Origin of the sequence: Halobacillus sp. Marseille-P3879 (assembly GCF_900240285.1) — a bacterium.
Taxonomy (GTDB): domain Bacteria; phylum Bacillota; class Bacilli; order Bacillales; family Halobacillaceae; genus Halobacillus_A.
On the sequence record NZ_OESS01000001.1, the window covers coordinates 129753 to 155779 of the forward strand.

At 43.9% G+C, this 26027-nt stretch carries 20 protein-coding genes and 1 riboswitch; of the genes, 13 read left to right on the plus strand and 7 right to left on the minus strand.

Going from position 1 to position 26027, the window contains the following annotated elements; all coding sequences use genetic code 11:
- Window positions 1-1722 carry an amylo-alpha-1,6-glucosidase gene (locus C1A12_RS00720; protein WP_101841939.1) on the minus strand — a complete coding sequence of 574 codons (1722 nt, stop codon included), beginning with the start codon at window positions 1720-1722 and terminating at the stop codon, window positions 1-3.
- A gap of 119 nt (window positions 1723-1841) precedes the next feature.
- On the opposite strand from C1A12_RS00720, the gene C1A12_RS00725 reads away from it, so the two are divergent.
- Together C1A12_RS00725 and C1A12_RS00730 are read left to right on the plus strand one after the other, a co-directional pair.
- Window positions 1842-3260: a PTS transporter subunit EIIC gene (locus C1A12_RS00725; protein ID WP_101841940.1), complete on the plus strand. Its 1419-nt coding sequence runs from the start codon at window positions 1842-1844 to the stop codon at window positions 3258-3260.
- A 461-nt stretch (window positions 3261-3721) separates the two neighbouring features.
- Window positions 3722-5338 carry a DUF262 domain-containing protein gene (locus C1A12_RS00730; protein ID WP_101841941.1) on the plus strand — a complete coding sequence of 539 codons (1617 nt, stop codon included), beginning with the start codon at window positions 3722-3724 and terminating at the stop codon, window positions 5336-5338.
- 339 nt (window positions 5339-5677) lie between these two features.
- Here C1A12_RS00730 and C1A12_RS00740 read toward each other — a convergent pair whose 3' ends face one another.
- From C1A12_RS00740 to C1A12_RS00750, 3 genes are all read right to left on the minus strand, one after another.
- Entirely contained in the window at window positions 5678-7450 is a 1773-nt protein-coding gene (locus C1A12_RS00740) for a glycoside hydrolase family 3 protein (protein WP_101841943.1), read from the minus strand.
- A 2-nt stretch (window positions 7451-7452) separates the two neighbouring features.
- On the minus strand, window positions 7453-8325 hold the full coding sequence (locus C1A12_RS00745) for an endonuclease/exonuclease/phosphatase family protein (RefSeq protein ID WP_235001497.1): 873 nt from the start codon (window positions 8323-8325) through the stop codon (window positions 7453-7455).
- A 371-nt stretch (window positions 8326-8696) separates the two neighbouring features.
- Window positions 8697-11402: a gamma-glutamyltransferase gene (locus C1A12_RS00750; protein WP_101841944.1), complete on the minus strand. Its 2706-nt coding sequence runs from the start codon at window positions 11400-11402 to the stop codon at window positions 8697-8699.
- Window positions 11403-11686: 284 nt separating this feature from the next.
- Here C1A12_RS00750 and C1A12_RS00755 point away from each other — a divergent pair, with 284 nt between their 5' ends.
- From C1A12_RS00755 to C1A12_RS00790, 8 genes are all read left to right on the plus strand, one after another.
- Window positions 11687-12094 carry a hypothetical protein gene (locus C1A12_RS00755; protein WP_101841945.1) on the plus strand — a complete coding sequence of 136 codons (408 nt, stop codon included), beginning with the start codon at window positions 11687-11689 and terminating at the stop codon, window positions 12092-12094.
- A 357-nt stretch (window positions 12095-12451) separates the two neighbouring features.
- Complete coding sequence (locus C1A12_RS00760) at window positions 12452-13477, plus strand: restriction endonuclease (protein WP_101841946.1); 1026 nt, start codon at window positions 12452-12454, stop codon at window positions 13475-13477.
- Window positions 13478-13614: 137 nt separating this feature from the next.
- Window positions 13615-14673, plus strand: a complete 1059-nt coding sequence (locus tag C1A12_RS00765) for a LytTR family transcriptional regulator DNA-binding domain-containing protein (protein ID WP_101841947.1) — start codon at window positions 13615-13617, stop codon at window positions 14671-14673.
- Between the two features lie 207 nt (window positions 14674-14880).
- A complete protein-coding gene (locus C1A12_RS00770; protein WP_101841948.1) occupies window positions 14881-15729 on the plus strand; it encodes an ABC transporter ATP-binding protein in 849 nt (282 codons plus the stop codon).
- Complete coding sequence (locus tag C1A12_RS00775; protein WP_101841949.1) at window positions 15729-16430, plus strand: ABC transporter permease; 702 nt, start codon at window positions 15729-15731, stop codon at window positions 16428-16430. The genes C1A12_RS00770 and C1A12_RS00775 overlap by 1 nt, the downstream gene beginning before the upstream one ends.
- A gap of 131 nt (window positions 16431-16561) precedes the next feature.
- Window positions 16562-17206, plus strand: coding sequence for a LytTR family DNA-binding domain-containing protein (locus C1A12_RS00780; RefSeq protein ID WP_101841950.1), 645 nt, complete (start codon window positions 16562-16564; stop codon window positions 17204-17206).
- 132 nt (window positions 17207-17338) lie between these two features.
- Complete coding sequence (locus C1A12_RS00785) at window positions 17339-18853, plus strand: acetyl-CoA hydrolase/transferase family protein (RefSeq protein ID WP_101843239.1); 1515 nt, start codon at window positions 17339-17341, stop codon at window positions 18851-18853.
- A 303-nt stretch (window positions 18854-19156) separates the two neighbouring features.
- Window positions 19157-20662 (plus strand): malate:quinone oxidoreductase, encoded by a 1506-nt coding sequence (locus C1A12_RS00790; protein ID WP_101841951.1) that lies wholly within the window; start codon window positions 19157-19159, stop codon window positions 20660-20662.
- 48 nt (window positions 20663-20710) lie between these two features.
- Here the strand turns inward: C1A12_RS00790 and C1A12_RS00795 are convergent, their stop codons facing one another.
- Window positions 20711-21412 carry a DUF421 domain-containing protein gene (locus C1A12_RS00795; RefSeq protein WP_101841952.1) on the minus strand — a complete coding sequence of 234 codons (702 nt, stop codon included), beginning with the start codon at window positions 21410-21412 and terminating at the stop codon, window positions 20711-20713.
- Between the two features lie 85 nt (window positions 21413-21497).
- Complete coding sequence (locus C1A12_RS20900) at window positions 21498-21812, minus strand: hypothetical protein (protein ID WP_145997022.1); 315 nt, start codon at window positions 21810-21812, stop codon at window positions 21498-21500.
- A 95-nt stretch (window positions 21813-21907) separates the two neighbouring features.
- Window positions 21908-22013, minus strand: a riboswitch (SAM riboswitch).
- A gap of 233 nt (window positions 22014-22246) precedes the next feature.
- On the opposite strand from C1A12_RS20900, the gene C1A12_RS00800 reads away from it, so the two are divergent.
- Genes C1A12_RS00800 through dnaB form a run of 3 tightly spaced genes read left to right on the plus strand, consistent with a single transcriptional unit; the run spans window position 22247 to window position 24563 of the window.
- Window positions 22247-22987 carry a DnaD domain protein gene (locus tag C1A12_RS00800; protein ID WP_101841953.1) on the plus strand — a complete coding sequence of 247 codons (741 nt, stop codon included), beginning with the start codon at window positions 22247-22249 and terminating at the stop codon, window positions 22985-22987.
- Entirely contained in the window at window positions 22984-23310 is a 327-nt protein-coding gene (locus C1A12_RS00805; protein WP_101841954.1) for a hypothetical protein, read from the plus strand. Before C1A12_RS00800 ends, C1A12_RS00805 begins: the two co-directional genes overlap by 4 nt.
- The gene (gene dnaB, locus C1A12_RS00810) at window positions 23307-24563 is read left to right on the plus strand and encodes a replicative DNA helicase (protein ID WP_101841955.1); all 1257 of its coding nucleotides are present in this window, start codon (window positions 23307-23309) and stop codon (window positions 24561-24563) included. The genes C1A12_RS00805 and dnaB overlap by 4 nt, the downstream gene beginning before the upstream one ends.
- Window positions 24564-24656: 93 nt before the next feature.
- Here dnaB and C1A12_RS00815 read toward each other — a convergent pair whose 3' ends face one another.
- Window positions 24657-26015 carry a GntP family permease gene (locus C1A12_RS00815; RefSeq protein ID WP_101841956.1) on the minus strand — a complete coding sequence of 453 codons (1359 nt, stop codon included), beginning with the start codon at window positions 26013-26015 and terminating at the stop codon, window positions 24657-24659.
- Window positions 26016-26027: the final 12 nt, after the last annotated feature.

Consider the following 26027-nt stretch of genomic DNA (forward strand, 5'->3'; position numbering starts at 1 on the left):
TTATTGTTTCTGTCTAGCCGCTAAATGGATGAATACACTGGAGGCCCATGTATGGGCTAAGTCTCTTAACCCTTCGCCGGTTTCTGCATGGAATACCTCTGCAAATCCGCTTTGTTTACACATTTTCAAAAATTTCTCCGCCACTTCTGCTGCTAATTCATGTTCGCCGCATTCCTCAAAGGCATCAACGAAAAGGAGAGTGGTTGGAGCCCAGATTGGTCCTCTCCAGTAAGCGTCTTCTTCATAAAGGGGACTGTTTAAGGCCTCTGAGGCGATTCCCCAATCCGTTAAATACTTATCGCTGCTGAGTACGTTAATTATATTGTCTCTTGCTTGTTTTGGCAGCTTGTCCGCCAGGATGATAGAGACGAGCGGCAGGATGCTCTGGCTCTCGATAATTTCACCTGTTCTCATGAAACGGGCTACAGGGAGGTCGTCCACGAGGAAATAGTCGCAGAACTTTTCTGTGACTTTCTTCGATTCTTCTTCCCAGTACGCTTTATCCTTTTGTCGATCCAGCTTGTCAGCTACGACGGCAAGCATATCCAAGGATTTAATTAAAAAGGCGGTTAAATCCGGGGAGTCGATCACGTCGGCATTTCGGAATACCGTACTGTTATCCTGTCCTGAATCGTTGCCGTGATGATATTCGCAAATGCTGTCTCCATTGGAATCTTTATAAGTGAAATAGTAGCTGACATGTGCCTGAATTTGGTCATACATCTGTTCTAACTGCTCCGTCGTCAGCTCCATGCGTTCCATCAATTTTAATATAAAAAATCCTTGAATGGGAGGCTTGGAAAAATTCCAGCGGATGGTTGAATCACTGACGGATCCAGGGATTTGCCCTAGTTCGTCCTGATGATCAAAGAGCAGCTGAAACTGGTCCCAGGCGAGCTGGTTGTCAACACCTGCTAGTGCTAAACCATTAAACGCGTTGTCCCAGCTCCATACGCCAGGGAAGTTGCTGTTGGACATATAAACGGCTTTTCTTTTTAGAAGCCCCTCTGCGTTAACCGTACACGTCCAATTGAGATAAGCCGCTTCTCTTAATGTCTGCTCATACTCTTGTGGAACAGACGGCTGTTTTGATAAAAATTTTTCAAAATGGCTCGTGCTCTTCTCAAGTGCTTTTTCAAAGCTGTATTCCCGATCGATCGGTACTGCACCGTTAGTAGGAATATCTTCGATGACACATAAGAAATCGTCACGGTCAGATTCAATCTGGAGGCTGGATAAATTATCGGCTTTATTTGTGCTGCCGGTGGTGTCCATAAAGACATTCTGCTTTAAAGAAACCGATCCTTTTGGAGCAAAAATCATATACTTTGTCAGGTTTTTGTAGCTGTTGACAATGCAATATTCTTCGCCGGGTTTTCCAAGCAGATAATTATATTCAAAGTTGTAAACAGGCTGGGTGTCTAAAGAAAGCCCGACACCTTCCCCGCTTCCTTTTACAAAAATCCTTCGATCATCTTCAAAACAAACTTTAATTTCTCCATTTTCAAAAGAAATGGAAATCTGGAACTCGTCTGCTTGATACTTGTACTCCACGGGTTCTCCATTTTTTGTAGGAATAATCTTCAAAGCATTCTGGTGCTGCTTCGATTTACCTCTAACAGCGTTTACATACAAACCATTTTTTTCGGCCTTCTCGCTTACCTGATAGGTCAGCGCCATATAAGAACCGAAGTGGCTCATAGGGGTCGTAATTATATCCAAATGACAACACTCCTTACTCGAAATATCTTGACAACAATTTATACTGTACTATAATGAACTTGTTTAAACAAGTGGTTCATATCTTTTTCAAAGCGATTAAGGAAGTGGGGGATTTTTTTATGAGTTTTAAAGAAAACGTTACCAAAATTATAGAAAATGTCGGTGGCGCCAGTAACGTAAACAGTGCCACACACTGTGTAACGAGGCTGCGTTTAATGCTTGAAGATGAAAGCGCTGTAGATGTGAAGAAATTAGAAGAAAATGATTTAGTCAAAGGGGTGTTCTCTGCGAGTGGGCAATTTCAAATCATTATCGGCCCCGGCACGGTAGAAAAAGTATACAACGAATTTATGAAACAGACGGGTGCGGATGAAGTCAGTAAAGATGAGATGAAAAAGAAGAATGTGGAAAAGGGGAACCTCCTCCAAAAAGGGGTGCGCATTCTGGCGGATATCTTTATTCCAATCCTGCCGGCAATTGTAGCGGCTGGTTTGCTGCTCGGGTTAAACAACTTATTGGCAAACCCGGGGATCTTTTTTGAAGATCGGTCTTTATTGGATGTTTATACCGGATGGACAGGATTTGCTGAATTTATAGCTGTTGTGGCCAACACCGCCTTCACCTTCCTGCCCGTATTGATTACCTGGTCGGCAGCCAGGAAGTTTAACGGGAGCCCGCTGCTCGGGATCGTGCTTGGCCTGCTGTTAGTCCACCCTGACTTAATGTCCGCTTACGCTTATGCTGAGAACCCAGGAGACGTAGAGTATTGGAACATGTTTGGCTGGGAAGTTGCAAAAATTGGTTATCAGGGACAAGTGCTTCCCGTTATCTTTGCTACATGGCTGTTAGTCTGGGCGGAAAGACATTTGAAGAGCTTTATTCCAGGAAACCTGCAAATGATCTTTGTCGCACCGCTTGCCCTTATTTTTGCAGGCCTGCTGACCTTTATCGTTATTGGACCAATTACGATGACAGGATCGAATTGGATTACAGATGGAATTCTATATCTATTTGAAGTATCTCCAGCATTCGCCGGAGGAGTTTACGGATTTATTTCCGCGCCTCTTGTTATTACAGGTATGCACCACATCTTCCTTGGAGTCAACCTGCAGATGGCCGGATCACTAGGCTACGTTACGCTGTGGCCGGTAAGTGAAACGGCTACACTTGCGCAAGGTGCAGCTACGTTGACGATGTTTTTCCTTCTTAAACACAATGTAAAACTGCGAGGGGTATCGTTAACAGCAACAATATCAGCTTGGCTCGGGGTTACAGAGCCGGCGATTTACGGGATTAACCTGCGTTTTCGTTACCCTTTCATTGCCGTCATGGTCGGGAGCGCACTCGGAAGTGCCTTCATCGCCTTTCAAGGAGTAAAAGCAACTTCAGTGGGAGTAGGGGGAGTTCTCTCCTTCCTGTCTGTCTATCCTGAACACTGGGTTTATTATTTCATCGGGATGGGCATCACGTTCGTGGTTACTGTAGGATTAACGTTGTTCTTCTCTAAAGCTAAAATGTTTCACTCTAAGAGTGAATAGTTATTTGGAAGGGGTTACTACACTACATGAGCCAGGAATAATGGGATAAAAAAGCTTTATGCAGAGACTTTGCTAAGAATAAACCAATGAACTTTACGGAGAAACTCTTCAAAGAGAAGATGAAGAAGCAGAATATAATATAAGTGCTTGGCCCCGCTCTGGTAAAGCGATAACGCGGTGGGGGTCAGGCATTTTTTTAGTTTCAACATATAGTCACTGGTGAAAGTGGTGTTCGAAAAGAAGAGAAAGATTCAGATTAAACCTAGCGGCACTTAAAAGTCAGGTGAAATAAGACATGAGAAGGCCCTAACAAGCATAGACAGATACAGGAGATTACGTATTGACTGAAGAACAGATTTGAGAGATATTCAGGATGAGACATATATTTATAAGACTAAAGCACTTAAGTTATTGATTTATTCAAATTATCGAAAGCTTTGTTTTTAAAGGAGGCAATTAATTTGTATCAACCTGAACCGCAGTCTATCATATTTTCAACTTTAATTAGTGATATAGATAAAGGGATTATAAAGATTCCTCAATTTCAAAGAGACTTTGTGTGGTCTCTAGAACAGTCTGCTAAACTTATTGATAGTATTGTCAAAGGTTTTCCGATAGGCACATTTATCTTATGGGAATCTGATGAAGACCTACGTTCCATTAGAAATATTGGAGGTGCAAACCTTCCGTCTACACCTCCAGGGTCAATGTGTCAGTATGTTTTGGATGGTCAACAAAGAATGACAAGTTTATATGCGAGTCTAAAAGGATTGAAGGTAAATAGAGATAAAAAAGAAGAGGACTTTTCTAAGATTTATATAGACCTCATGGCAGGTTCAGAAGAATCTATAGTGATTACTGATATAAGTGATAGAGATCAGAGTGAATTTGTATCAATACAAAAACTATTATACGGGGGATTTGCTGAATTAGGAGCATATCCTCCATCTTTGCATGATGCTTTGCAAAAATATAAGGATATACTGACAACCTATCGTTTTTCTACTATTTTATTACGTGGTGCTTCTCTGGACGTTGCCACGGAAGTGTTTACCAGATTGAATATAGGGGGGAAAAGTCTGACTGTTTTTGAAATTATGGTAGCAAAAACTTACGATGCAGATAGAGAATTTGACTTAGCGGAAAAATTTGAAGAATTTATTACTGACTTAGAGCAAGTAGGCTATGAAACAATTTCTGCAAGTACAGTTTTACAAACGATCTCAGTGTTATTAAAAGGTGAATGTACCAGAAAAGACATATTAAAACTTGATAAGAAAGCGTTTATAGATATTTGGGAAGAGGCTATAAATTCTATCCATAAAGCCATTGAGTACTTTAGAAATTCCTATAGGATTCCTGTTTCAAAAATATTACCTTATAATGCATTAGTTGTTCCATTTGCTTATTTCTTTTATAGGCATCCCAATAAACCAGTAAATGATATGAAAAAATATTTGGATGATTTCTTCTGGCGAGTCTCTCTTTCAGAAAGGTATTCAAGTTCATTAGAGGGGAAAATTGCTCAGGATATAAAAAGAATTGATCGAATACTAAAAAGTGAATTTCCTAGATACGAGCATCAGTTGGATATCAGTAAAGAATCTATAATAGAGAATGGTGGTTTTAATGCAAATAGAAGCTTTATAAAAGCTATTTTATGTATAATGGCTTACCAGGAACCTAAATCTTTTAGTGATAACTCTATTGTAAGAATAAATAACGACTGGTTAAAGAGAGCCAATAGCAAGAATTATCATCACTTTTTCCCTAAAGCTTATTTAAGAGGAGAAAAGGAAGATTTCTATATTAATCATATTCTTAACATCACCATAGTTGATGACTTTCTCAATAAAAACAGAATTAGAGCTAAAGCGCCTTCTAATTACATGGGTGAGTTCAAAAAAGAGAATAATGAGTTAGATAAAACTATGGAGACCCATTTAATCAATGATTTAGAAGAATTCGGTGTCTGGGAGGATGATTATGACCTATTCTTTGAGAAGAGAGCAGAAGTTTTTAAAGAAGAGTTTAAGAAAAGAACTATAAGTATGAGAAATGTAAAAAGTAAAAGTTAAAATTAGTTGGTTTTTAAGAATGAGTTGAGTTTAAAATCTTATTCAGCCAAGAGAAGCCTAAATGATTTAGTGATTGTATTCCTAATTCATTTAGGCTTAATATTCTAATGGTTTGTAAAGGGAGGAGAAAACACTGTCTAATATAGAGTGGCTATTGCCAGAAGTATCTAAACTTCTGTTTAAAGAGTCTTACCATGAAAATTTTTATAAAAGAGCTCTTCGCTCCTTCTTGTACATGCTCAATGTTATACATAACTGGCTGTTTAAGGAGTTTATGAAGATGGAAAATCTAAAAAATGAACCCTCTCAAGAATTTACTGAGAGGGTTCATTTATTAAATTAGTAGGATAGGCCGTGACCATATTCGTATAACTCTGGGATGGTCACCGGCAGTTTTCCTGCAGGGTTAACTTCTCCGGTCAATACTTTGGCTAATGCTTCTACTGAAATTTCTTCGAATCCGTAGGTCAGAACGTTCGCTTCAATATCAGGGAAAGCCATAATATCATAGGGATTTCTCATAGAAGTAACGATGACCTCCTTGCCTGTGCTTTGCAGCTCTTCCACAAGTCGCTGCTGGGCTTCATTTGTATTAGCTGTATATGCGGTAACGATCACTTTGTCTGCTCCTTCAGCTTGCTCCACTGCATGTTCGATCTCACTGGAAGTGGGACTTGTCCCTGTGGCCAGTAAGCGGGAGTCTACCCCTTCATTGTTCAGCAGATCGGCTAGTAAATCCGGACTTCCTATCGAGGGGCCAGTGATAAACATTTCGTCGTCAGCTTCCAATGGCAATACGTCTTCATTTTTTACAAGTGTAATACTGTCTTCTGTCATTTGGTCCGCTAGGGCCAGGTTTTCTTCCAGCCCAATATTTTGAAGGGCGTCCTCTGAAACACTTGGATCATCAAACAGACCTCGTTTAAATTTCATTTCTAATATACGGAATACGGATTCATCGACTCTTTTCTCTGAGATTTCTCCTTCTTCCACAGCTTCAAGCATAGCGTCGTAGGCTAGAGGTACATTTGGCGGGTTGAGCAGGATATCGGCGCCTGCCTTGAAGGCTTCGACGGGCACTTCTTCCGGCGGAACGACATTCGCTCCTGACATTCCTAAGCTGTCCGTGATGATCACTCCTTCAAAACCCATTTCCTCCCTGAGTAAATCGGTCAGAATAGGCTTGGATAGAGTGGCAGGAAGTCCTGAATCATCCAGGGCCGGTACGACAATATGGGCGGGCATGATGGAGTCGATTCCTGCATCGATAGCGGCTTTAAAAGGTTTTAAATCCACTTCGTGAAGTGTTTCTAAATCATGGTTAATAATAGGCAGACCGTAATGAGAGTCTACGTTTGTATCCCCGTGTCCAGGGAAGTGTTTGGCGGTGGCTGATACATTTTCACTTTGGAATCCAGATACTTGAGCAGAGCCTAGTTCCGCAACTAAATCGGGATTTTCTGAATAGGAACGCACGCCGATGACAGGATTCTCTGGATTAACGTTTACATCTAAATCGGGTGCTAAATCCATGTTGATGCCAAGGCTTTTTTGTTCCATTCCCATGATTTCAGCGGATTGCTTTGCATATTCTGCTGAACGTGTGGCGCCTATGGCCATGTTACCCGGGAATACGGTCGCAGGTTCCGTCACACGGGCTACGACACCGCCTTCCTGATCAGTAGCGATCATTAAAGGAATAGGCATTCTTTGCTCCATGGCGATGTCCTGCAGGCCGTTAGACAGTGATTGAACCTGCTCAAAATCAATCGGGGTGCCGATGTTATCTGTCCAATTAAAGTAAATCACTCCACCTATGTGATATTTTTCAATGGCTTCTTCAAAGTTTTTTGCCCCACGGTTTTGGTTGATATTCGTTTCCTCATAATTCGGGTCCGTGGGGGTTTGTCCATAAACATGGATCATGAATAATTGGCCGATTTTCTCTTCAAGAGTCATGTGCTGGATTTTGCTTTGAATCCATCCTCTTTTTGGTTCTTTGCCTTCCCATCCGGGCTTGCTGCTATCATTCCATGAGGCTTGTGTGACACTAGGAAGTACAAGGAAAAGAATCATTAAGCACATCCATGAACGTAACAAATGCTTTTTCATAGTTAGTCACTTCCTTTTAAGATTTTTCCATTATTTCCGCGCTCTACGGATAAATCTGCAATTACAGGTAAGTGGTCTGAGGCTTCGGATTGGATAAGGTGTGCATCCAGTACTTCGATATCATCAGAAGCATAAATGTGATCAATTCGATTGTTAGGACTAAGGGAAGGATAAGTGTAACCGGGAGTAGTGTTCACAGTGTTCCAGACGTCTGTAAATTTTTCTGAAAGAGGACGGAGTTCATTCGCTTCAGGAGAAGCATTCATGTCTCCCATCAATACTTTAGAGCCTGGCTGTTCTTCAAATATTTGCAGCATATCATCTACTTGCATTTCACGGATGTATGGATCCCCGCGGTAATCTAAGTGTGTGGAATAAAAGGGAATGAGTGATCCTTGAACGTTAATAATCGCTTCTGCAAATCCTGGGGTAAGTTTAGGTTCTGGTGAGGCATCCTGGGTGGAAAGTCTGGTGATTTCTTGATTGGTTTCTTTTAGAATGGGGTACTTGCTCATGATGGCGACGCCGAATTGCTGTCTCGGACCGTTTTCTTCCAGAGGGGCATTATCATAAATCGGAGCAAAGGTGTAGTTCATATCTAGTTGGTCAGCTAATCGGTCCACCACGTTTTCAAATTGGCTGCGCGCGCCCCAGTGAACATCAACCTCCTGTAAAGCGACGACCTCAGCCTGGCTTTCTTTAATAACGTCTGCGATGTGGTCAGGATCGTATTGACCGTCAGCTCCCATCCCTGCCTGAATGTTGTAAGTCATCACACGAACATCTACAGATTTACCATCTTCAGCAGCAACAGGTAAAGCAATTGAAACGAACACGAAAACCACTGCGATAATAAAAAACCAGCGGATTTTCAAATCATCCTCTCCTTTCAAATTATTGTTTTTCTCTCATTAAGCATAATGCAGAAGGTATATAGTTGTCTATACAACAAATTACCTTAATTACCCATCTTATTATTTAAAATGAGTCTCTTTTCCTCTCTTTTTATACTAATGACTAACTTTTGGGCTGAGTATAAGGAACTATTTAAAATAACAATCATAGGAAGGATGATTCTTATGCCAGACTTTTTCAATAACAGCTCCAGAAATGTAAAGAATGGTTAGGATAAAACTCTGCCTAAACGAAAAAACACATGAAACCAGATGTAAGAATCTTGGTTTCATGCGTTTTTTTTATCTTGAGTCTCTGACAATTAATACTTATGCCAGAGCATCTTTCTCTTTTAATTACCTCTCTTATTCTTCCCTGGCACATCATCAGGCGGGCCATTGCCCGGTTTATTGCCGCCTTTTATAGGCTTATCGGATTCTACTACAGCACTTCCGCCGCCTCGTCGTACAGCTTCTGCGGTCGGAGTGACTTTCCCATTTTTATGAAATGCTATGCCGGTCGCTGCACCAATTCCTTGGACCGCTGTTGCAGGAGAGAAACGGTGGCCCATTTCTTCCCATTCATTCTTCATACTTTCAAACTCTTCATTCCAATAATTCACCTCATAATCAGCCCTGCTGTCAAAATTATTCCTCTGGCTGACTCTTGGTTCCGCAAACGCTTCTGGCAGAGGCATATTGAAATCCAGATGGCTCATCATAATCTGTGATACTGTTGTTAAAATAGTATCACTGCCAGGGGCTCCAAGGGTCAGGACGGGCTTTCCTTTTTCCATAACCAAAGTAGGGGACATACTGCTTAACGAACGCATGCCCGGTCTAGGATAGTTAGGGTGGGAAGGATCTTCGGACGGTATACGTCCGTACAAAGCGTTATTTAATAAGAACCCATGATCAGGGACCACCATTCCATTTCCACCAATAGAGACGATCGTCGTTGTATAGCTTGCAATATTTCCATCTTTGTCCGATACAGAAGCGTGGATAGTGGATTCATCTGCTTCTAGTGTTTGTTCAGTGTGCTCTTCTAATCGTTTTTGTTCCTCTTCAATTATTTCTTCTTCTTCCTCAATATTAGTTGATGGATTCGGGGAAGAGTTAAACAGTTGAGCATTTGCTTCTGCTGGCTCTGCAGGTTCCTCTTTGTTTTCCCACTCCTGGACATGAATGTTCTCCATAAAGAAGTCAATATCGGAATTGGACTCAAAATTGATGCCGCTCAGCAAGAGTTTCCCTTCCGAATAAGAAAGTTGATCTTCTTCACTCAATGGGTGTACAGCGAGCCATTCACCTGGTTCTTCTTCGCCTTCTTCCCAAATGCCTACTTTTAAGTTATTGTCCTCTTCTACAAAACGGACATTATGCCACTCTGTGGTCAAAGGAAAATCCAAACGTTTTAGAGTAGTAAAACTTGAATCCTTTGAGCGAAGCAGAACGGCTTCTTCTGTTTCTGTGTTAATTTCTAAGCCATACCCATTTTCAGGAATGGAACTGCCTGATCTCCAAACGTCTCCCTGAAGCCAAATTCTAAGCCGCTGATCATTGCCTATATTTGAAGCTCGAAAGGACATCGTAAGTTCTGGATTTTCAAATGTGTCCATGTTTGCTGTAGCACGTCCGTACGCACTGCCCCTTCCTTCTTTCTTCTGTTTGAGAGAAAGCTTTCCTGTATTATTTTCCAGGACAAGGGAAGCATCATCCGGGCTGCTTTGTGGTCCGGTATCCAGGCGGTGAAACTTTTCTTTGCTCCATAGGTCTCCGTCATTTCCATTGAAATCATAGGAGAAATCCGTTTTTTGAACAGGCTTGCCTGGTTTCCTATTAGGATTCTTTTCGTAAGGCCACGGATTTCCAGGTGCAATTTGCCCGTGGGCGGCTCGGTCATCTTTAATTTGCTGATTTCTTTCCTGGGCAAAGCCTTTCGACAGCAATCCTTGGGTTGGAACATAGGCTTTTTCCGGATCTCCGATATATTCGCGGCGGTCCGCAACAGCAAGCCGCGTTGCTTCCATAAAATAGTGGTACGCTTCGGTTTTAGACATTTTACTAATGTTGTACTGGTCTAGAATGTTAAACGTTTCTCCTATAGTGATGCCGCCGCTTGAAGATGGCGGGACGCCGTAAATATCATACTTTTTATACTCGGAATGCGTAGCATCATAGGTTCTTGTTTCATAATCAGCCAGATCTTGAGGGGTTAGGTTTCCCTCTATGATGGTTTCATCTGTCCAGAGAGAGCTGACATCAGTGAAGTCAGGGTTTTCTACTAGCGGTGGCTGGTTAATAGTCTCTATGATTTCACCCGCTATGTTCCCTTCATAAAAGGCGTTGCTTCCTTCTTCGGCTATGGAACGGTACGTATTGGCAAGGTCCTGATTTTTTAGAATATCTCCTTGTCCAGGCGGGTTGCCTTCTTCATCTAAAAATAGTTCACGGGTGGAAGCGAAAAGCCGAAACCTTTCCACATTTTCTTCTACTTCTCTCACGAAGTTCGCATCGATCTCAAATCCTTCTTCCGCGACCTGGATAGCGGGGGCCAATACCTCTTTTAGAGACATCGTCCCATAAGAATCTAGAGCCTCTTCCCAGTTCTTCACAGTGCCGGGGATGGAAAAGGCAGCTCCACTGGAGATGCGCTGGGCGGAAGGAGCGATCAATCCTGTCTCTTCATCCGTATAGGCTGTCTCATCAAAAGCCTGGGGAGAAATAGAACGACTGTCGATCGCCACTGGATTTTCTTCTCCCTCCATATGTATAAGCATCATGCCGCCCCCGCCAATACCGCCTGAAAACGGGCGGGTCACGCCTTGAACGGCTGCAACTGCTATTGCAGCATCCACCGCATTGCCCCCCTGCTCAAGAATGTGCATACCCGCATGTGAGGCTTCTGGATCCTCAGAGGCCACCGCCCCTCCATAACCAGTCACAGAAGAACCCTGCTCCTTCATCCCTGATGCCTGGCCATGTCCGGGAAGAAAAAAAGCCGAACTCAGCATAAGCACAGCGGCTGAGGATGATATCCATTTTTTATATTTCAATAAACCTTCCTCCTCTTTTTTCTTAATATTCTTACATTTTATAACTAAAATTGAAATATATGAAATAATAAGTAGTGATATATTTATTTGCCGAGCTTATATAAGCCTAAGGTCTTGTGTCTATTGGTCGGGTATTTTGTTTTGAATTTTAGATCTTTATTTTTTATTGATAATAAAGAACTATTTGATTAAGTGGTAAACAGTATTAAAAAATCACTTATTTTAAATTAATTGTGGTAAAAAAGAATTGATTTTTGTATAATAATGGATAAACAGCTAATAAGTTGAATTTACCACTAGGTAAGGATGAAGAAGTAACTAGTTCTGAGAAATTCACAACGAATCTTGTTCTATCTTGGTTAAAGACTGATTTTTCCTTAAAGAGATTAGTTGGTTTGCAACCTAACACCCTATTGGGAGTTTTTCCTTTTGGGAAAAGTAAGGTTTCATATCCATTAAAAAATGTAGCAAGCGTAGGGGTTTCTACAAAATTACATTTGAGAAGACTGGGAGACTCTTTCTTAGGCGGGCTCATACTATTAGCTATCGGTTCATTACCACTTCTCAATAGCTATACTAGTAGGATGATCACCCCAAATAATGCTGGGCATCCGGTTCGAATAGAAATTTCTATATTAGAAAAGGATAAAGTCCAACAGTTTGTGAACAAAGTGATCTCCGATGTAGCATAGGAAAAAACCACTTGGCATCAAGTGGTTTTTTTATTGGGTGAAAGTGCCAGGCTTCGGTCTGCTAAAGTGATAAACGGTAGGAGTGAGGCCGCTTTGTTAAGTACGAAAGAGGGTGGTGCGCAGTAATTAGGAACAACAAGGATATGTGTAAAAGCCTTCGGTTGCCTTATGAAAGCTGACAATTATGAGAAAACCCCATTTGAAAATGATAATTAGAAGCTCTTGAATTGAGAGAAGAAGCGTATTTTGTGATTGAACCTGAAAATATCAAACTCGGATAAGAATTTCTCTGAGGGAACGGAGCACGATAAGTACTTGTGATAAAATGGAAGAAATGATTGAAAGAGGAGGAAACAGATGAGTATATGGTTGTTCCGTGCTGGGAGGCAGGGGGAGTACGAGAACAAGTTTTTAGAGGATAATCGAGTGTATTTGACCTGGGACGATCTAAATACAGATTTATCCATGATCAGCGAAAAGGGAGAGCTTTATCAGGCACTTATTAACCTCTATGATCTTGAAAAAGAAAAAAAGGCGGTAAACTGGGCTTCACAGATCTGGCCGATTGCTCACCGGATGGAAATTGGAGACTGGGTCGTTCTTCCTTCGAAAATGAACCGAACGATACATATTGGGGAGATTACTGGTAATTATCAGTACGAAGAATCAAATGGGAGCCCTTATTATCATTTTCGTGATGTAAGGTGGTTCGCGAAGGATATTCCGCGGGACCGCTTTGACCAGGACTTGTTGTATTCATTTGGCGCCTTTATGACAGTTTGTAAGATCAAACGAAACGATGCGGAGAAAAGAATACGTGAGATGTATCGGAACCACTGGCATATCAAAAAAGACAAAACGATCGAGGATCTGGTTGACGAAAATGAAGACCAGGTTACGTTTGATTTAGATGAGTACATTTATGATCAGATCTCCAAGCGCATCATTCAACGGTTTAAAGGACATAACATGGAGACATTAATTGAAGAATTACTTAAGGCAAAGGGGTTTACCACTTATCGAAGTCCGGAAGGAGCAGATCACGGTGTTGATATCCTGGCTGCCTCTGATACGCTCGGCTTCGGGCATCCGAGAATATGTGTACAGGTGAAAACGTCAGATACTCCTCTTGACCGACCTACATTAGACCAGTTAATTGGTACGATGAGTAACTTTAGTGCAGGTTTTGGTTTACTGGTTTCATGGAGTGGCTTTAAAAATTCTGTAATGAGGGAAGTTCCTAAGCAGTTCTTTAAAGTACGCTTATGGGATTCGAAAACGGTAATCAATGAGCTCTTCAAAAATTATGAGCATTTAAGTGACGAAATAAAAAAAGAGATTCCGATTAAGAGAGTATGGATGTTGGATGAGAGTGATAGCTAAAAGTTATTCCAGGGGTTAAAACCATATCACAGGTTTTAACCCTTCTTTTAATGAAATTTTTAACTCCTCTGTATATAATAACGATGAAAGCTTTATGACGAATCAAAATAAGTAACTCCAGAAAGGAGTAACCAGCCATGTCCCAGAACCCCATTCTCAAAATAGAAAACGTAGGAAAAGTCGAAGCCGATAAAGTATGGTTTCGTCCCTTTCAATTTCAATTAAACCAGGGCGAAGTAGCCGCTATCCAATGCGATCACATAGTGGGCCGGGTATTATTTAATGTGTTAACCGGGGAAGAAGCGGGATCTGGAAGGATGTCTTACTTCGATCAGCCTCACCCTAAAGACTGGAAGCGATATAATCATCGTATTGGGCTGGTGAGTCATGAGGAAGGGGTATATGAGCGCTTGACTCCTTACGAATATCTCCAGTTTTTCCAGCAACTTTACGGTAGAAAAGGCGATATTGATGAGTTATTACATAAAGTAAACATATCAGGTAGTAAGTCTCGTCGGATTAAGCTGCTGAGTTATTCGGAGCGGAAGCGGCTGGCTTTTGTGAAGGCGCTCGTTCATAAGCCGGAGCTGATCATTTTAGAAGAGCCTGATCAGAACATTGATTTAGAAAGCAAGGTGATCTTGCGGAAACTGATCAATGAGCATACGGCCGAGGGCGGCGCGGCTTTAGTGATTACGAGCAATATGGAGAGTGCGGTAATTTTAACGAATGACGTGTATCGTTTGAATGAAGAGGGTTTAAAGAAAATGGATGTGCAGGAGCCTGATGACGTGTTGGTGAACGATAAGCACGATCAGGAAGAGGACAGCCGGCAGGAGCCTGAAACGAGTGCGCATGTCCAATTGGAACGGATTCCGGCGAAAGTGAAAGAGAAGATGATTCTTTTTGAGCCGACGGAGATTGATTATGTGGAAAGCGTAGATGGGACGGTGCAGCTGCATGTTAAAGGCGGGGTGTTTCCGTGTACGATTACGTTACAGGATTTAACGGAGCGGCTCGAGCCGTTTGGCTTCTTTCGCTGCCATCGTTCGTATATCGTGAATCTGCAGAAGGTTCGCGAGGTGATGACGTGGACGAGAAACAGCTACAGCTTAATTCTTGAGGATCATCATAAGAGCAATATACCATTATCGAAAGGAAAGCTCCAGGATTTAAAGCAGGTATTGCGCATGTAATAGAATATTTCCCGGGAAATTTGTCGGGACAAGTCGTTTAATTCACAGCTTATATTCTCCTCTGGCTCTTTGGGATGGTACATTCATAGTTTCATAGCTCCATTCAACCTGTAATTCTCTCTTTTCACGCTTATTTTAATGCTGGGGTGACGAGACCGTTATAAGCTTAAGTCATCCAGTTGCGAAAGCAGAAAAGGGGAAATGAAGATGAATCACATTATTGACGTGGCGAACGTTCGTAAGGAATATGAGGGGAAGAAGGCGTTGGATGATTTGTCGTTCTCGATCCAGACGGGAGAAACGTTTGGCTTCTTAGGACCGAGCGGGTCTGGGAAAACGACGACAATTAAGCTGCTGACGGCTCAGGAGGGGTACCAGGCAGGAAATATTCACGTGTTTGGGGCTCCTGTTGAAAAGTTAAAAGATCCACAGCAGATGAAGCGGATTGGTGTATTAACGGATAATACCGGGTTGTATGAGCGGTTAACGGTCGAAGCGAATTTAAGATTATATTGTAAGTTGTATGATGTATCTTATCAGCGCATCGACGAAGTTCTGGATGAAGTGGGATTGACAGGGGAAGAATCTAAGGCGATCAGCAAGCTCTCCAAAGGGATGAAGCAGCGGGTGACGTTGGCGCGGACGATTCTGCATAAGCCGGAATTGTTGTTTCTGGATGAACCGACGTCAGCCTTAGACCCTGTCAGCACCGAGCGGATTCACAGCATTTTACGGAGGTTAAACGAAGAAGGCACGACGATTTTCTTAACGACTCACGATATGTATGAAGCGGAAAGGATCTGTGATCGTGTCGCTTTTTTAAATAAAGGACACATCCAGCTGCAGGGTCCCCCGCGGGATTTGCGGGTGAGCCATTCCGATTCTTCGATCACGATCTTGTTAAAAGATGGAAGAGAACAGCTCGTCGGCAATGATGAAGAGGGAGCGGAACGCATTGGTGCAGCGATCGCGAGTCAACAGCTCGCTTCGGTGCATTCCAATGAGCCGACCTTAGGTGATATTTTCGCTCGAGTAACAGGAAAGGAGCTGTTCTAATGATATCCGTCAAACGAATTCAAGCAGTGGTTATGAAGGATTACCGGGATCTTCTAAAGAATGCGTATATGCTATCTACGGCTGTCGTCCCGCTGTTCTTTGCTTTCATATTAAGAAGTCAGGGAGAAGAGGTCGAGACAGGGGCCGTCTTTATGCCGATCACGCTTACGATGGTTATCGTGGGGGCATTTATCCAGGCAGCTGTGATTGCCGAAGAAAAAGAGAAGAACACGTTAAGAGGGCTGCTCCTGTCTCCGCTTAATACAGCGGAAATTTTCATTGGAAAAAGTGTACTTTCCGCCGTTGCAAGCATCATTATGATTGTGGCGGTCATCCTGATTGGGAATATTACGATGCCTGATCAGATGCTGCTCACTGCGGCAGTGATGCTCATTAGTCTCACGATTTTTATCAGTATCGGGACGATTCTCGGACTGGTTTCTCGTACGGTAATGGAAACGTCTGTCATCGGTATCCCTGTGTTGTTTATTTTCGGCATGGGCGACATTTTTCAAACGATCATTGACTCCGAATGGCTTCTTAATGTGATGGGTTATCTGCCAGATCAACAATTCGGCGAGCTGCTTCTGCAGTTGAAGAACGGCGAGGCGGTCGGTGACCACTTCCTCGTCTTATCGATATGGGCGGCTGCCAGTGTGTTAGTCACCATCTATATTTTTAAAAAGCGCCGGTTTGATTAATATGGGGTAAGGAGCTGCAGCGGTATCATGGCTGCAGCTCTTTTGTTATTGCGGTTGATTGTAGAACTCCATTTCCCGCTGTTTGTTTACATGAGCTGGCATAGTATACTAGGGGAAGAGGTGGTCAGTTTATGGAAGATATAACCTTTGGATCGCTGCTTGAGACAATAGGTGAATTATTTTCGGATGAAATTTCAATCGCTGTTTCCAATACAAAAGAATATATCTACTATCGGCCAAGTAAGCGGATTGATTTAAAGATCAGCGCCGGAGATCCTGTAAAGGAAGGGACAATTGCGCATAAGGCATTGGCGACGAACCAGAAGGTCTCTGAGTTTATTAACCGTGATGTCTTCGGGGTTCCGTATCACGGCATGGCTGTACCTTTTTTACATAATGGACAGGTGGAGGGCTGTGTGACAGCGATTTACCCGGCTTTAGCGGATGGGAAAGCCGTGGTGACCGTAAAAACGCCCGATGGGTGGATGCCTCTTCCTTATTCAAAAGTGGAGTATTTAGAAAGCAAGGAGAAGAAGACGTACGTGTATTCGGAAGACTTGTCAGGAACGCATAAACATTCTCTGCAGGAATTTGAATATTTGCTTCCGATGGACTCCTTTATTCGGTGTCATCGTTCTTTTATCGTGAATGTGAATCATATTCAGGAGATCTACCCTGATACGCATTCCACCTTTTTGCTTTCTATGGATAATGGCGAGCAGGTCCCTGTGAGTCAGTCCTATTCCAGTTATTTTCGCAAACTGCTGGGCTTCTAGTTTTTGCTGCTTGAGAAGCTTAATTTACTGTTTTATCAGAAAATTCCGTATCCTGTTCTGTAATTCCCTATCCAGGTAAGGATCATTGATAAAATGAAACTTACAACTATTGAGTAGGAAGGGGATTGGATGATGGAGAAAATCATGGAACGAATTAGGGATCCTCGCTTGAGGGACTGTGTGGTTACACCTGAGGAAGCCGCTTCCTGGATTGAGAACGGCATGACCCTCGGCTTAAGCGGGTTTACACGTGCGGGTGATGTGAAAGCGGTACCAGATGCGTTGGTGAACCGCGTAAGGAATGAGGAAGACTTTAAAGTCAATGTGTATACAGGGGCTTCTTTAGGTTCCGATGTAGATAAACTGTTTGCGGAAGCCGGAATTCTAGGAAAAAGACTGCCGTTCCAGGCCGACCCGACGATGCGTAAAGGAATCAACCAGGGGGAGTTTTTATTCGTCGACCAGCATCTCTCCCATACAGCGGAGCATATTAGAGCTGGGGTTATGGATGTCGATATCGCAATTTTGGAAGCGGTTGCAATCACAGAAGACGGATTGGTAGTCCCAACCACTTCGATCGGAAACTCTTTGTCGTTTGCTTTAAATGCCAAGTCAATCATTATTGAGATCAATATGGCTCAATCTACACAGCTGGAAGGCCTGCACGATTTATATGCACCTGGAAAACAGGGGGAGAGAGAACCGATTCCGCTAGTTAAAGCTGATGATTCTATTGGAAAGAAAGGAATTCAAGTTGATGTGGAAAAGGTGAAGGGAGTTGTATTTACCAACCAGCTTGATTCTCCGTCCACCATTGTACCGCCAGATGAAGAAACGGTGGTTATGGCGGAGCATTTAATCGAATTTCTTCAAAAAGAAGTACAGGCAGGGCGGTTAACAGAAAGCCTCGCACCCTTACAATCGGGCATAGGTTCAGTAGCCAATGCGGTGTTACATGGAATGATCGAGTCCGATTTTCAAAATCTAGAAGTGTATTCTGAGGTATTACAGGATGCGGTCTTTGATTTAATGGATGCGGGCAAAGTCCGTTCGGCTTCCTGCTGTTCGATCACGCTTTCCGAGGAAAAAATGAATCACGTGTTCTCTAACTTTGAACACTATCGCGACAAATTAATTATGCGTCCTCAGGAGATTTCCAACCATCCTGAAATCATTCGGCGTCTTGGATTGATTTCGATTAATACGGCTTTGGAATTCGATATTTACGGAAATGTTAATTCCACGCACGTATCCGGGACAAAAATGATCAATGGCATCGGCGGTTCCGGCGATTTTGCCAGAAATGCCCGTCTTGCCATTTTCGTCACAAAATCGATTGCGAAAGACGGTAAGATTTCAAGCATCGTTCCGTTTGTCTCTCACGTCGACCATACGGAACACGACGTCGATGTGGTCGTTACTGAACAAGGGTATGCTGATTTAAGAGGACTGGCGCCTAGGGAAAGGGTGTCTCGGATTATTGAGAATTGTGCCCATCCGTTGTATCGGGAGCAGCTATGGGCCTATTACGAGGAAGCAAAGACAAGAGGCGGGCAGACACCGCATGTTCTAGAAAAAGCGTTCTCCTGGCATCAGACTCTTGCTGAGAAGGGAACTATGCTTGAAGCCGAAGCAGCGACGGTATAAGTTTCAACTGCCCAGGATTTCGTGCATTACCAACGAAGCTGAACTAAATAGATGGAAGCAGAATAAAAACTTCACATTGAGGCAGAAAGAATCATTAATAACACTAGATAAAAATTTAGTTTGGGCTTATGTTCAGACTCTCACTTTTAACCTGGACGTAAATAGTTTATAATTTAATTATCAGACAAGAATGATTTTTTAATTTATAAACCGCTATCACAAATGTAAATTAATAACAGAAAAGGTGTAACTAGTTAATGCCTGCATCTTTTCACCAAATCTTTAAGATGAAGGATGGTAAAGATGAGCAACAGAGAAGCAAATACAGATGTGATTTTAATTGGTGCAGGAATTATGAGTGCTACATTGGGGTCACTGCTGAAGGAATTAGTCCCGGACTGGAATGTGAAATTGTTTGAGAAGCTTGATAGTGCAGGGAAAGAAAGCTCGAACGTATGGAATAACGCAGGTACGGGCCATGCTGCATTGTGCGAGCTGAACTATACGCAGGAACATCCGGACGGTACCATAGATATTACGAAAGCGATTAAAGTAAATGAACAGTTCCAGGTCTCTAAGCAGTTCTGGTCGTACCTTGTGAACAGTCATATGATCCGTAATCCGCAGGAGTTTATCCTGTCCCTGCCTCATATGAGTTTTGTGCAGGGAGAGAAAAATGTTTCGTTTTTACGAAAGCGCTTCGAAAAAATGTCCAGTCATCCGCTGTTTCAGGGCATGGAATTCTCCGATGATCCCGAAAAGCTGAAAGAGTGGATTCCGCTTATGATGGAGAATCGCACCGTCAGCGAACCTATTGCCGCGACTAAGATCGATTCAGGTACGGATGTGAATTTCGGAGAATTAACGCATAAATTGATTAATCATTTAGAGCGCAGTAACAGCCTTGAAATTAACTACAAGCATAGCGTGGAGGATATCACGCGTACAGAAGATGGCTTGTGGGAAGTCAAGGTTCATGACCACGAGAACGAGAAAATCGAATACCATACGGCGAACTTCGTCTTCATCGGCGGCGGTGGCGGCAGTCTGCACCTTCTGCAAAAAACCGGCATTCCGGAATCGAAGAATATCGGCGGTTTCCCGGTAAGCGGGCAGTTCATGGTCTGTAAGAATCAGGAAGTTGTCGAGAAGCATTATGCGAAGGTGTACGGCAAAGCCAAGGTAGGGGCGCCTCCTATGTCTGTGCCGCACCTCGACACACGCCTGATCGACAATAAAACGTCGCTGTTGTTCGGGCCATTTGCCGGCTTCTCGCCGAAGTTCTTAAAAACAGGCTCCCTGTCTGATTTATTAACATCGGTCAAAAAGGATAACTTCGTCACGATGGTCGCAGCAGGCGTGAAAAACGCTTCACTGACCAAATACTTGATTGAACAAGTGATTCAGTCGAAAGAACAGCGCATGGAAGAGTTGCGTGCCTTTATCCCGGACGCGAAAAGCGAGGATTGGGATTTAGTTACGGCTGGACAGCGTGTGCAGGTGATTAAAGATACGAAAGCCGGAAAAGGCGTCCTTCAGTTTGGTACGGAAGTCGTCAGTTCAGAAGACGGCTCGATCGCAGCACTGCTCGGAGCTTCCCCAGGGGCATCGACTGCGGTTTCCGTTATGCTTGAAGTGTTGGAACGATGCTTCCCGCACCATATCAAAGAGTGGGAGCCGAAGATTAAAGACATGATTCCATCTTACGGCGAATCCTTAGCGGAAAATCCGGAGCTGATCCGCGAAGTTCATACAACAACTGACCGGGCACTCCAATTAGAAGATCAAGAATTGGCAGAATCGGTTTAAATCGTAAAGGAAGCCTCGTTTGCTTTAAAAGCAGATGAGGCTTCTTTTTTATTTAACTTTTTCCAACTGGTGGTGTTGATGAGGAATCACCATCAACCCATCGTTCTCTAACCACTCGGCCAGCAGCACATCCTCGATTCGACTAACGCCGTGACTGGTCAATTCCCTTTTCAGCCAATCTCTCTCTTTGTTGATTTCCTCTAAATTCTCCCAGATCAGCTCGCCGTCTTTAATTAAAGTGACGGGCAGATAAACAGGGTGGGGCGGCATATTAAAGTCTTCCAACGTTGTCTTCTGATACTGCGCTTTCTTTAAGACGCTAATCGACCCATTTGATTCGACTAAGGCGAATGCGACTTCACGAATCGAGAATATTTCACTCTGGCGCAGCAAGCCTTGCAGCTGATTAATGTTCATACGGGCTTTGTTAAGTTGTTCAAAGTCGATCTGCCCGTTTCGAATTACTATCGTAGGCTGCCCTTCAAAAAAGTGCCTGAATAAAAGCGATTTTTGTGCGATGTATTCAAATACAAATAATAGACCGCCCCAGATGACTGTCGTGTAGACAATCGAGATCACAGGAATATTTTCATCATAAACGGCATTCCCTAATAATTCGCTTAACACAATCGCGGAAATAAAGTGGAATGGAGTGATTTGATCGATCAGCTTTTTACCGATCACCCGAATTAGGAAAAACAGCAGTAGGAATCCGATGACGAGCTTAATCGATAATTGCAGTATGTCCATTGCCCATCCTCCCCATAAAACTAGTACTCTATTATCTTCTCCACAATTTCAAGAGTCCATACTTTGGATAGGGAGGATTTCTCAGCTATGGATTAACGGTCTGCATGTAGTGATCATCTTTCTTCACGGGAAAACCCTGAGCCTCCAGCTGCCTCCAGAAATAACGGTCAAGCGCATAAGGTCCTTTCTGTTTTAATTCATAGATTCGATGGACGGGAAGGTGAACGTCATAGGAAGTTCCGCTCGCTTCGATAATAAAACGATCCTCTTCTACTTTAAATTCGTAGTCTTCCTCATACTCTTCCAGTACGCTTTGAATCGTTTTCTTAAAGTGACGGGTCAGCCGCTCCGTCGTTCCCTGTTTGGCAATGTAGCCTCTTGCCATTCCGTTTGCATTCATAATCCTCTCTCCTTTCGTTTCAATATACACGTAAAGAGGGGGAGACAAAAAAATCCCCACTTCCAATGAATGAAAGTGGGGATGCCCGACTATTGCATTCATTAGTCCAAAGCGTTGCGCTAGGGCTGGTTGGGGCACCTTGCATGAGGCAGGTTGCCGTGGAGTCGCTGAGCCAGTTCTCTCGTCCACTCTTTATAAATGTATATTGTTACAACTATTGTATTTCGGCTGCTTCCTCTTGTCAAATGAAGCTCGGTTTGAGCGTGCATCAGGAACCAGGAGCGACACTTTCTCCTGAAGACGACTTTGAATAGAAATAACGCTTCGCAAAAATAAAAAAATTTTCACAGGAACGACACCATTCCCTGCGCTCATTTCGATTATAGAAATGCAGGGGTTTTTTTATGCCCTGAATAAAAGGGGGAAAAATGAAAATGAATTATTTAAAAGAGTTAAACGCTTTTCATGATCAAGTGGATATGGATTCACTGTCGCCATCTGCCGCCTTACTTTGGTTTACCTTAATGCAGCTTAACAACAAGACAGGCTGGAAGAAAGAATTTGCGCTCCCGGCTTCGGTCATTTTAGGGAAGTCCAATTTGCCGGAGACGTCTTTTAAACGTGCTCGTAAGGAATTGAAGGAGAAGGGATACATCAAGTATACGTCCCTTGGCCGGAACAAGGCGCCGGTTTACGAGATGATTTCAAGAGTGATTGAACCTCAAGTGAACGAGGAAGCGGTCCCCCATGTGGACGTACAGACGGACCATTTCGTGGATGAACCAACGGTCCCATTATTTAAAAGAAATGAAATGAAAAGAAAAGAGACAGATGATGAAGGCGCGAGCCCTTCCAACCCTCATGAATTCTACCAGCGAAATATCGGCATTTTGAGTCCTTTCATTGCGGAGCGGATTACGCATTGGTGTGAGGAGATGTCGGATGAACTTGTAATCGAATCAATGCAGCGGGCACTGCAGCACAATAAACGTTTTTTTCAGTATTGTGAAGCGATCTTAAACCGCTGGCAGTCGCTTGGGGTGAAATCGCTGCAGGAGGCGCGTTTCGATAAGCTGGAGGGCCGGTCGAGAGTGAGACATAAGGCGGTCACGGGGCAGTCGAAGGAAGAGTTTAATGATATTTTTGAAGAGTTGCGAAGGGAGCGTAACGTATGAATTATGATCAAGCCGTTGAAGTGTTGCAGATGATCCGTGAGTTGTATCCGGGCAAGTTTGAGGTGTCGAAGACGAAGGCCGCGGTTATGATTCCACAGCTTGAGAAGATGGAGTTTGAACCTGTGAAGAAGAAGCTGTCTGAGTATGCAGGACAGTATCCGTTTCCACCCACCCTTGCTGATATTGCGGTGTATCCACCGATTAAGAACCCCTATTTAGAAAAAATGAAAAAATGGGATCAAGAGGCAGAAGAGGTCAGCGACGAAACGAAGCAGCTCCTTCAGGAGAAATTAGATGAATTGATAAGGAAGGTGTCCAAATGATTAAGAATCCAGCCGCTGAACAGTCTGTAATCGGCACTATTTTGCTTGAAGGATCGCTTATGAAGGATGTTACCCTCCTGCCTGAGCATTTTGCGGAGAAGAGGCACGCACTCATTCTTACCGCCATGAAGAACATTCATGAGGCAGATGAGCCGATTAACCTGGTCACCGTCACTACCGAACTAAAGGATAATATAAAAGCCGTTGGAGGGGTCAGCTATTTAAGTGACCTGGCCGGCTCCATTCCCACAACCTCTACCCTCAAACACCACCAGCGCCTCGTTCTCGATGCCTACCGCCACCGTAAAACGAAAGAAGCAGCCATCCACTATGCGAAAAGTCCCAGCGATCAGGCATTTGATGCACTCGTCCGGCATGTGGAAACATTCAGCGGCATGGGAGTGAAAACCGAGGAGCCGACGAAGTATGAGACTCTTGTGGAAATCGCCCGTGATGTTGCTTTCCCGCCTGAAGATGGAATGACTGGGTTTGCAACCGGGTACGCCGAACTCGATCACATGACCGGAGGCACCCAGCGCGGCGATTTGATCATACTCGCAGGACGGCCTTCTATGGGCAAAACGGCTTTTGCCTTAAACCTGGCAGCCCATCATTGTAAGAAGGGAGGGAGTGTCCAGTTGTTCAGCCTTGAAATGGGAACCAAACCACTGCTTCAGCGCTTCATCTCCGCTGAAGCTACAGTGGATGGGCAAAAATGGCGATCGTTTAAATTTTCCGATGCGGACTGTCGTCAGGTGATGGATGCCATCGGTGAAATCGCCCGCTGGCCGCTTGACATTCATCAAACCGAACGAACCATCGGAGACATCCGTTCTAAAGTGAGGGAAGTTGTGCAAAAGGATGAAAACGGAAACCACATGATTATCATTGATTATTTGCAGCTCATGAGCACTGCAGGACGTTACGAGCGCCGTGACCTTGAAATCGGTGCTATGACCCGGGAGTTGAAGCTGCTGGCAGTGGAGCTTAACGTGCCGATCATCCTGTTGTCTCAGCTCTCCCGCGGTGTCGAGCAGCGTAAAGACAGACGCCCACTCATGTCTGATCTGCGTGAATCTGGAAATATCGAGCAGGATGCAGATATGATTGGCTTTTTGTATCGCGATGATTATTACGACTGGCATAAGGATGAGGGAGAGGTAGAATTAATCCTGAGCAAACAGCGAAATGGCCCTGTCGGGAATGTGAAGATGAAGTTTAGAAAGGAATTTGGTCAGTTTGTGGAATTATAGTTAATAGAACACGGGGTAATTCCGCTCCCTTCAATAATAAACTGACCTTGAAAGGAAAAGTCCAGCTCTCTTCTAGAAAGCTGGACTTTTTTCTTATACGAAAATATACCAGAGCACGGATGTCACTGCGATAGCGACAATCCCCTGCAGCAGCGTTCCCATGGTCTGCGCTTTATACGCCTGCGTAATCGACATGCCGCTGAACTCCTTAACGACCCAGAAATAGCTGTCGTTGACGTGAGAGACGACCATCGCTCCGGCTCCTACGGACATAACGACGAGCGCGAGCGGAAGAGCTCCTTCTATGCCGACCTGCGGCAGAAGTGGTGCAACGAGCGTTGATGTAATAACAATGGCCGCGGTGGATGAACCTTGTGCGCTTTTTAACGCGGCGGCGACGATAAACGGGATAAAGATAAACAGCGCTCCTGCGGCGGCATCATTTTGGGCGATGCCTTCAATAATATCAGCGATGTCTGTTGAACTGATCACGGAACCAAACGCGCCGCCGGCTCCAGTGATAAGCAGAATCGGAGCGGCTTCTTTTAAGCTGATGCCGATCCAGTCGTTCATCGTTTCCTTATCGAACTTCGGCAGCAGCGTGAAGGCGCACAGTACTCCCACAAGCAGGGCTGTAACCGGCGAGCCCAGGAACAGGAAGAAGCTGAATACGGCGCCGGACCAGCCGGCAAAGGTGATAATAGAATTAAAGCTGATTAATAGAATAGGGACGAGAATCGGCGCAAACGATTTAAACGCAGACGGCATTTTGCCGAATGAGCGAACGACTTCATCATACGAGTAAGCGGAGTCGTCTTCTCTCTCTTCCACGTGAATCTTTGTGCCTGCTTTCACCGCCCAGATGTACCCGGTAATAATCGTCGGAATGGCGACGATGACACCAATTAGAATTATGGTGCCTAAGTAATTCTCGGCTCCGATGTTTCCCGCGGCGGCAATCGGCCCCGGCGTCGGCGGAACGAGCGTGTGAGTTGCAAACAGGCCGGTGGATAATGCGATCGCCATAGAGGCTACGGTAACTTTTGTTTTGTTCGCAAGCGCTTTCTTTAAGGACGATAGAATGACGTACCCCGAGTCACAGAAGACGGGGATACTGACAATGCTTCCAATTGCACTCATCGCCAGCTGCGGGCGTTTTTCCCCGACCAGCCGCAGGACTACTTCCGCCATTCTCAGTGCGGCTCCTGATTTTTCTAAAATGACACCGATGATCGTTCCGAACACAATGACGAGACCGATGCTTCCCATTAACCCGCCAAATCCGTCATTGACCGTGGTTACGACGTCTTCTAAAGGCATCCCGCTCAGGATTCCGATCGCAAATGCGGCGATCAGCAGGGAAAGAAACGGGTGCAGATTAAACTTCGCCGTGGCAAAAATAACGAATAATACGCCGGCGATAATAACTAGTATAAGTCCAATTCCACTCATGAACAGTTCCTC

What these genes read in the sequence shown, in the direction of transcription:
- C1A12_RS00725 (WP_101841940.1), top strand. Translation starts at nt 1,842, where the DNA reads ATGAGTTTTAAAGAAAACGTTACCAAAATTATAGAAAATGTCGGTGGC.
- C1A12_RS00740 (WP_101841943.1), bottom strand. Translation starts at nt 7,450, where the DNA reads ATGAAAAAGCATTTGTTACGTTCATGGATGTGCTTAATGATTCTTTTC.
- C1A12_RS00760 (WP_101841946.1), top strand. Translation starts at nt 12,452, where the DNA reads ATGAGTATATGGTTGTTCCGTGCTGGGAGGCAGGGGGAGTACGAGAAC.
- C1A12_RS00765 (WP_101841947.1), top strand. Translation starts at nt 13,615, where the DNA reads ATGTCCCAGAACCCCATTCTCAAAATAGAAAACGTAGGAAAAGTCGAA.
- C1A12_RS00770 (WP_101841948.1), top strand. Translation starts at nt 14,881, where the DNA reads ATGAATCACATTATTGACGTGGCGAACGTTCGTAAGGAATATGAGGGG.
- C1A12_RS00775 (WP_101841949.1), top strand. Translation starts at nt 15,729, where the DNA reads ATGATATCCGTCAAACGAATTCAAGCAGTGGTTATGAAGGATTACCGG.
- C1A12_RS00780 (WP_101841950.1), top strand. Translation starts at nt 16,562, where the DNA reads ATGGAAGATATAACCTTTGGATCGCTGCTTGAGACAATAGGTGAATTA.
- C1A12_RS00785 (WP_101843239.1), top strand. Translation starts at nt 17,339, where the DNA reads ATGGAGAAAATCATGGAACGAATTAGGGATCCTCGCTTGAGGGACTGT.
- C1A12_RS00790 (WP_101841951.1), top strand. Translation starts at nt 19,157, where the DNA reads ATGAGCAACAGAGAAGCAAATACAGATGTGATTTTAATTGGTGCAGGA.
- C1A12_RS00795 (WP_101841952.1), bottom strand. Translation starts at nt 21,412, where the DNA reads ATGGACATACTGCAATTATCGATTAAGCTCGTCATCGGATTCCTACTG.
- C1A12_RS20900 (WP_145997022.1), bottom strand. Translation starts at nt 21,812, where the DNA reads ATGAATGCAAACGGAATGGCAAGAGGCTACATTGCCAAACAGGGAACG.
- C1A12_RS00800 (WP_101841953.1), top strand. Translation starts at nt 22,247, where the DNA reads ATGAATTATTTAAAAGAGTTAAACGCTTTTCATGATCAAGTGGATATG.
- C1A12_RS00805 (WP_101841954.1), top strand. Translation starts at nt 22,984, where the DNA reads ATGAATTATGATCAAGCCGTTGAAGTGTTGCAGATGATCCGTGAGTTG.
- dnaB (WP_101841955.1), top strand. Translation starts at nt 23,307, where the DNA reads ATGATTAAGAATCCAGCCGCTGAACAGTCTGTAATCGGCACTATTTTG.
- C1A12_RS00815 (WP_101841956.1), bottom strand. Translation starts at nt 26,015, where the DNA reads ATGAGTGGAATTGGACTTATACTAGTTATTATCGCCGGCGTATTATTC.